Below are 5993 nucleotides of genomic sequence, written 5' to 3'. Positions count from 1 at the left end.
AAGGTTAATAGGGAAACACGATAGAATCCGAACAGCACCTGCCGCACGAGCGGAAATGGCGTCGCGCTCGGCCTGGGACAACTGGGCACCAGCAATCATCTCGTGGATAACCTTGTGCTCGTCAGCGAGATAATAATCACGAATCGCCTGCCGACTATCGACAAGCTCGGGCGTCTGTGATTGCTGCGGTCTCATAGTTGCACCCTCTAAGTCGTTTGTCTCTCCGGCATTCTACCGAGATCGACAAAGACTATTTCGCTATAAATTCAAGGCAAGCGTGCCATTACGTCTTTAATCCATCACAAAAAATTAATAATTTTCTCCAAAAAACGTGATTTTCAGTCACCTTGCCTGTCGTAGTCCTGCTATGCGGCTTTCAATGCCAGCTCTCTGAGCACTCCACTGAGCGACTGAGAAGACGGCACAATCCACAATCATCCGCGGCCTGCATGTCGTTCAGCATCCGCTCCCAGCGGGCGAGTAACATCCGCTTGTTCCCCCGCCACGCCTCAATCCGCTTCTCCGGCGTTTCATCGCCATCAACGGGCTCGCAAAACACGCTTAGCGTGAGATTCCGTAACTGATGATCCAGCTCGTCCCTGAAATGAATGGTCGCCAACACTTGCCAGCGGCCATTTGCCCGGAAGGCCCGCATTTGCCGGTCCAACCAGGTCAGGTTCAGGCTTTCACCGAGCGTGAAATACACCCAGGCCACCGACTCCAGCTTTTCGTCCAGCTGACGGGCGATCTCGACCATGTCCATCAGCCAGTAACGGCTTTCCGCGGAAGCGCACCAGGCGGAAAGATCTTCCGGAAACCATCCGCTCACAGTATTCAGCATAGCGTTCATACCAGCGACTTGCAGGACTTCACCCATTCAAGTCGGCTTTTTGAAGCCGGCACATCCGCCATGGGAGCCCGGTAATGGTCGATACAGGAAACCGGGTCCAGCGCCTGCCGGCGCGTTCTGCAAGAGCCAGCTGGTGCTTCGGGTCACCAACCGGATGGCATCGGCGAACAGGTCTGCCTGAACGCCGGCGTCAATTTTTCGATCCAGTGATTCCATACTCTCCCAATGGGCGTCTACGTCATGTATTCGCAGGGAGAGATCAGGTAGGCCGAGGCAATCCGTCCAGCATCAGCCCCGGTAGCGCTGCGTATCCGGTCAAACCAGGTGATCCCCATGCGATTTACCATGTCGTTGGCAATCTGGGTGGCCGAGATTTCTGCACGCAGGGGATGGGCCCCCACCGCTTCCGGGAAGGCGGCCAGCAGAGAGGCCGGGAAAGCCGAGTGCAGTGCAGAATTGAATCGCGGGTCATGGACGATCGGTGATGCGACCAGGGCCTGCTTGAGTTCAATTTTGCGTAGGAAACCAGTACCGCCAGTTCAGGGCGTGTCAGGCCGCCGCCGTGCTCACGGCGAGCCTGCAATTCTTCATCCGACGGAAGAAATTCGAGACTGCGGTCCAGTTTGCCTTCTGTCTCCAGCCTGCGCATCAGCCGTTCGTACTGGTCTGCGGTGGCAACTGCGGGGTTCTGGGCAAGACTCAGCGCCATCGCCTGTCGGTAATTGTTGCGCAGCACCAGTTCGGCCACCTCAGACGTCATGGCCCAGCATCCGGTTTCGCTCCGGAAGCGACATCAGCTGTCGGTGCACCAGGTCATTCAGCAGAATCTTGATGTTCACCTCATGGTCCGAGCAGTCGACGCCACCGGCGTTATCGATAAAATCACTGTTCACGGAGCCGCCACGACGGGCGAAGTCGATGCGGGCCTTCTGGGCAACATCAGGTTCCCGCCTTCTCCCAATGCCTTGCATCGCAGTTCGTTACTGTCGATTCGAAGCGCATCGTTGGTTTTGTCGCCAACATCCTCATGGGACTCTGAAGGCGCCTTCACATAGGTCCCGATACCACCGTTCCAGAGCATGTCTACCGGCGCTTTCAACAAAGCGCTGATCAGATCCGCAGGCGACAGGCGGCGTGCCTCGATGCCCAACACCTTGCGCATCTGCAACGACACAGGAATAGACTTCATGGACCTGGAGAAAACACCGCCCCCGTCGCTGATCAGCTGGGTATCGTAATCGGCCCAGGATGAGCCGGACAGTTTGAAAAGCCGCTCTCGCTCGCGACGAGGCCGCAGCATCCGGATCCGGGTCGACAAAAATATGCTGGTGATTGAATGCACCGATAAGTCGAATTCGGTCGGATAGGAGCATGCCGTTGCCGAATACATCGCCACCCATATCGCCAATACCGACCACGGTGAACTCATCGCTCTGGGTATCGGTGCCTTTTTCCAGGAAGTGCCGTTTCACCGACTCCCAGGCGCCCCGGGCGGTGATACCCATTTTCTTGTGGTCGTAGCCCTCACTGCCCCCGGAAGGCAAAGGCATCGCCCAGCCAGAAGTTGTACTCTGCCGCCAGTGCGTTGGCGATATCGGAAAACGTGGCTGTGCCCTTGTCGGCGGCGACCACCAGATAGGTGTCATCACTGTCATAGCGAACGACATTGGCAGGAGGGACTACCTGGCCGTCATCAAGGTTATCAGTGATATCCAGCAGCCCCCTTATGACAGGTCTGATAGCAGGAAACCCCTTCTTCGCGAACGGCCTCCCGAGAGCCATCCCTGGGCGGCTGCTTCACCACGAAGCCACCCTTCGCGCCTGCAGGCACGATCACCGAGTTCTTGACCTGCTGGGCCTTCACCAGGCCAAGGATCTCCTGCGATGAATCTTCAATCCGTCGGCACCAGCGAAGGCCACCCCGCGCGACTGGCCCGGCACGCAGATGCACGCCTTCGATTCGGGGCGAATACACAAAAATCTCGAACTTTGGCCTTGGGCGCGGTATGTCAGGAATCGATGATGGATCCAGCTTGAGCGACAGATAGGACGGAAACCCGCCTCTCCCGGACCTGGAAATAGTTGGTTCTCAGCGTTGCCCGAATGAGCATGAAGAAACGCCGCAGAATGCGGTCGTCATCGAGGCTCGCCACCGCTTCCAGCGAATCCCGCAGCTCTGCCTCAAGCTTTTCTGTCCTGGACTTACGCCCTTTTACCCCGGGCTCTTACCGATTGAAAAAGAACGCCACGAGCCGCGAAGTGATATCCGGATGCCGGGCCAGGGTTTCTGCAATGAACGGCTGGCTGAACCCGAATCGCAGTTGTTTCACGTAACGGGCATAGGCTCGGATCAGCGCCACTTCCCGCCAGCTCAGGCCGCAGAGCATGATCAGCTGGTTGAAATCGTCGTTTTCTGCAAAGCCATTCCAGATCTCCCGGAACGCCGACTGGATCAGCGGCCTTGCAGTACGCAGGTCGGCCTGCCGGCACCGGTCGTGGAGTTCGACGGTAAAATCACTGACGCCGAAATTTTCGCCATCCCGTCGACGAACCCGGTATGGGCGCTCGCCCAGAACCCGCATACCCAGGTTCTCCAGAATCGGAATCACATCTGACAGGATAACCGGCTGGCCTTCGCTGTAGAGCTTGAAGTGGAATCCGGTTTCGGAAGGATCTCTGGGTTGGTAGAACCGCATGGGCACATCGGTGCTGACGGCAATGGACTGGATCTGCTCAATATCGGCAAGTGCCTCTGACACCGGAAACCTCGCCCGGTAGGCCGAAGGGAGCCGCCACTGAACACCTGGGCATAGCGCCCGCCAATCGAGTCGCCGAACTCCGGACCAGCTCGCCGTGGAGGTCGTCATCCCAGGATCGGGACTCCTCCACCATCCGTGACGATCTCCCGGAGTTCAAGGGAGTCGTCGTTATCGGACGCCTGGTTCTGGAGGACATCGGCAAGCTGTTCCAGCAGGGTTTGTTTTTGTAATGCGCGGGAATCGGTCATCGAAACTCTCCGGAACTTGGTAACGTTCTTACTGGGCTGATGAACCTACCAGTATACGCAAGGCCGGAAAGTCACTTAGACCATATAGTTTCGGATTAGAGGAATTTCGATTATATTTGCCATATGATTTAGCCGTTAATTTAACCTGGAACAGACAACATGGCCGAATTGGATCGAATAGACCAATCCATTATTCGCGAGCTACAGAGACTCCCGAATCACGGTAACCGAGCTTGCGTCCCGGGTGGGCCTTTCCAAAACTCCGTGCCAAGTGCGGATGCGCCGGCTTGAGGAGCACGGCGACATCACCGGTTACACGGCCCTGGTTAACCAGACCGAAACTTGGTCCAGCCACATTGCCTTCGCACAGGTTACCCTGAACGACACCAGCAGCGGCGCCCTGACCGCCTTCAACAAAGCGGTTCAGAGCGTCTCGGCGGTGGAGCAGTGCCACATGATTGCCGGGAACTTCGACTACCTGTTAAAAGTCCGAACCCGCAACATGCAGGAATACCGGCAGGTTCTTGGGGAGGAAATCTCGGCCCTGCCCCACGTGCTGCAAACCAGCACGTTTGTGGTTATGGAGAACGTCAAGGACGCCGGATACTGAAAAGCGATTTCCCGTATCCGGCGCCAAACCATCTATTCGGTACTGCCGTATCTTGGGCTTGTAACCGCTGGTGTTCTACCCGGCTGATCCGTCTCAGCTTCTGACAGTGGCTGGACCTCCTCAAGGCTTGCCAGAGAACGAAGCGTGAGTCGCTGGTACTCTTTCTGTACCCTTTCTCTTCCAGGCGATTTCCTTGTCGCTCAGCATGCGCATAACCTTGGCCGGCGAGCCAACAATCAGCGATCCCGGCTCACAGGTAAACTTCGCCTTAACAAACGCGCAGGCGCCAACAATGGAGCGGGGTGCAATGCGCGCCTCATCCATCACCACCGCATTCATGCCCACCATGGCATCTTCTCCGACAACGCAGCCGTGCAGGATTGCGCCATGGCCGACGTGTCCGTTTTTCTCGACAACCGTATCCATCCCGGGAAAGGCATGCATCACACACGTGTCCTGAACATTGGACCCCTGCTTCAGAATGATCCGCCCGAAATCTGCTCGCAGCGAAGCCGCAGGCCCCACGTAGCAATCCGGTCCGATCCAGACATCCCCAATGAGAACGGCGGTTGGATGCACATAGGCGGACGGATGAACAACAGGAACAACGCCTTCTATACTGTAGCTGGGCATAACGGTCTCCTTCGCGGACGGGCCTGGCAGCGCTCCGCCAAACGACAGGCTGAACGTAGGAACCGAAAGTCATTGTGATTCATTTTCTGTATCACATTATCCTTTTCCGGGATATTTTTCATACCTTAGCGCCTGTTTTGACGAGAATCCACCCCTGCAATGGCTCAAACCTGAGAGCGCTGATGAAATTTTACTGGATATTCAGCAATATAGACAAAGCAGGCGATCACCTCCGACCAAAGTGATACAGAACCAAGCCAGCACAATCCTTGACGAGTATCAATTCTAAGATATACTCATTTTCCACATTCGATAGCAGTGTGCCGATTTAACACACCTTTCGCGCCATCCCCCCTACAACAAACAACAGGACATACCGCCATGACTCAGCCGAGCATTCTTCTTGAAATCGATCAGGGCGTGGCTCTGCTTACCCTGAACCGTCCGGACAACCTGAACAGTTTCAACGTTGAAATGCATGAGCGTATGCGCGAGGCCATCAGCACCGTGCGTAAGGATGAGTCTGTCCGTGTACTGGTCATCACCGGCTCCGGCCTGGGTTTGTGCGGGCAGGCATCTTTCCGATCGCAGCGTCTCACCAGATCAGGAAATGCCGGACTTGGGCGCCTCTCTGGAGAACTATTACAACCCGCTGATGCGGAGCCTCCGGGATCTGCCGATGCCCGCGCTCTGTGCGGTTAACGGGGTGGCCGCTGGCGCCGGCGCCAACATTGCCCTGGCCTGCGACATTACCCTCGCGGCCCGCTCAGCCAATTTCGTTCAGGCCTTCTGCAAACTGGGGCTGGTACCTGATTCCGGCGGCACCTGGACTCTGCCCCGGGTAGCGGGCATGGTGCTGTTAGCGTTCGGATTCTATCGTGTTTCCCCTCTGA

General features: G+C 56.7%; 9 protein-coding genes and 3 pseudogenes. 2 read left to right on the top strand and 10 right to left on the bottom strand.

Annotation, left to right across the window (positions count from 1 at the left end; translation table 11 throughout):
* From ACXAC4_RS27885 to ACXAC4_RS27845, 9 genes and pseudogenes are all read right to left on the bottom strand, one after another.
* Positions 1–195, bottom strand: a 195-nt coding sequence (locus tag ACXAC4_RS27885) for a hypothetical protein (RefSeq protein ID WP_475168561.1), incomplete at its 3' end; no start/stop codon positions are given.
* Positions 196–376: 181 nt separating this feature from the next.
* Positions 377–1096: pseudogene (locus ACXAC4_RS27880) on the bottom strand (hypothetical protein).
* Positions 1084–1362, bottom strand: coding sequence for a hypothetical protein (locus ACXAC4_RS27875; protein WP_475168579.1), 279 nt, complete (start codon positions 1360–1362; stop codon positions 1084–1086). Before ACXAC4_RS27875 ends, ACXAC4_RS27880 begins: the two are co-directional and overlap by 13 nt.
* 237 nt (positions 1363–1599) lie before the next feature.
* Positions 1600–2355, bottom strand: a pseudogene (locus ACXAC4_RS27870) (NAD-glutamate dehydrogenase domain-containing protein).
* A gap of 19 nt (positions 2356–2374) precedes the next feature.
* Positions 2375–2632, bottom strand: coding sequence for an NAD-glutamate dehydrogenase domain-containing protein (locus ACXAC4_RS27865; RefSeq protein ID WP_475168559.1), 258 nt, complete (start codon positions 2630–2632; stop codon positions 2375–2377).
* A complete protein-coding gene (locus tag ACXAC4_RS27860; protein WP_475168576.1) occupies positions 2553–2858 on the bottom strand; it encodes an NAD-glutamate dehydrogenase domain-containing protein in 306 nt (101 codons plus the stop codon). Before ACXAC4_RS27860 ends, ACXAC4_RS27865 begins: the two co-directional genes overlap by 80 nt.
* Position 2859: 1 nt before the next feature.
* Positions 2860–3012 (bottom strand): NAD-glutamate dehydrogenase domain-containing protein, encoded by a 153-nt coding sequence (locus ACXAC4_RS27855; protein ID WP_475168573.1) that lies wholly within the window; start codon positions 3010–3012, stop codon positions 2860–2862.
* Between the two features lie 63 nt (positions 3013–3075).
* The gene (locus tag ACXAC4_RS27850) at positions 3076–3717 is read right to left on the bottom strand and encodes a hypothetical protein (protein ID WP_475168552.1); all 642 of its coding nucleotides are present in this window, start codon (positions 3715–3717) and stop codon (positions 3076–3078) included.
* A complete protein-coding gene (locus tag ACXAC4_RS27845; RefSeq protein ID WP_475168550.1) occupies positions 3714–3857 on the bottom strand; it encodes a hypothetical protein in 144 nt (47 codons plus the stop codon). The genes ACXAC4_RS27850 and ACXAC4_RS27845 overlap by 4 nt, the downstream gene beginning before the upstream one ends.
* Before the next feature lie 277 nt (positions 3858–4134).
* Between ACXAC4_RS27845 and ACXAC4_RS27840 the strand changes: the two genes are divergently transcribed.
* Positions 4135–4467, top strand: a complete 333-nt coding sequence (locus ACXAC4_RS27840; protein WP_475168569.1) for an Lrp/AsnC ligand binding domain-containing protein — start codon at positions 4135–4137, stop codon at positions 4465–4467.
* Between the two features lie 120 nt (positions 4468–4587).
* On the opposite strand, the gene ACXAC4_RS27835 is transcribed toward ACXAC4_RS27840, so the two are convergent.
* Positions 4588–5100, bottom strand: a complete 513-nt coding sequence (locus ACXAC4_RS27835; RefSeq protein ID WP_475168547.1) for a phenylacetic acid degradation protein PaaY — start codon at positions 5098–5100, stop codon at positions 4588–4590.
* Between the two features lie 381 nt (positions 5101–5481).
* On the opposite strand from ACXAC4_RS27835, the pseudogene ACXAC4_RS27830 reads away from it, so the two are divergent.
* Positions 5482–5993: pseudogene (locus ACXAC4_RS27830) on the top strand (enoyl-CoA hydratase-related protein); the annotation flags it as partial.

The organism is Pseudoalteromonas sp. AWM4_233, assembly GCF_056158285.1.
The sequence above is the reverse complement of the archived record's forward strand: the minus strand, read 5'-3'. Positions and strand labels throughout refer to the sequence as shown.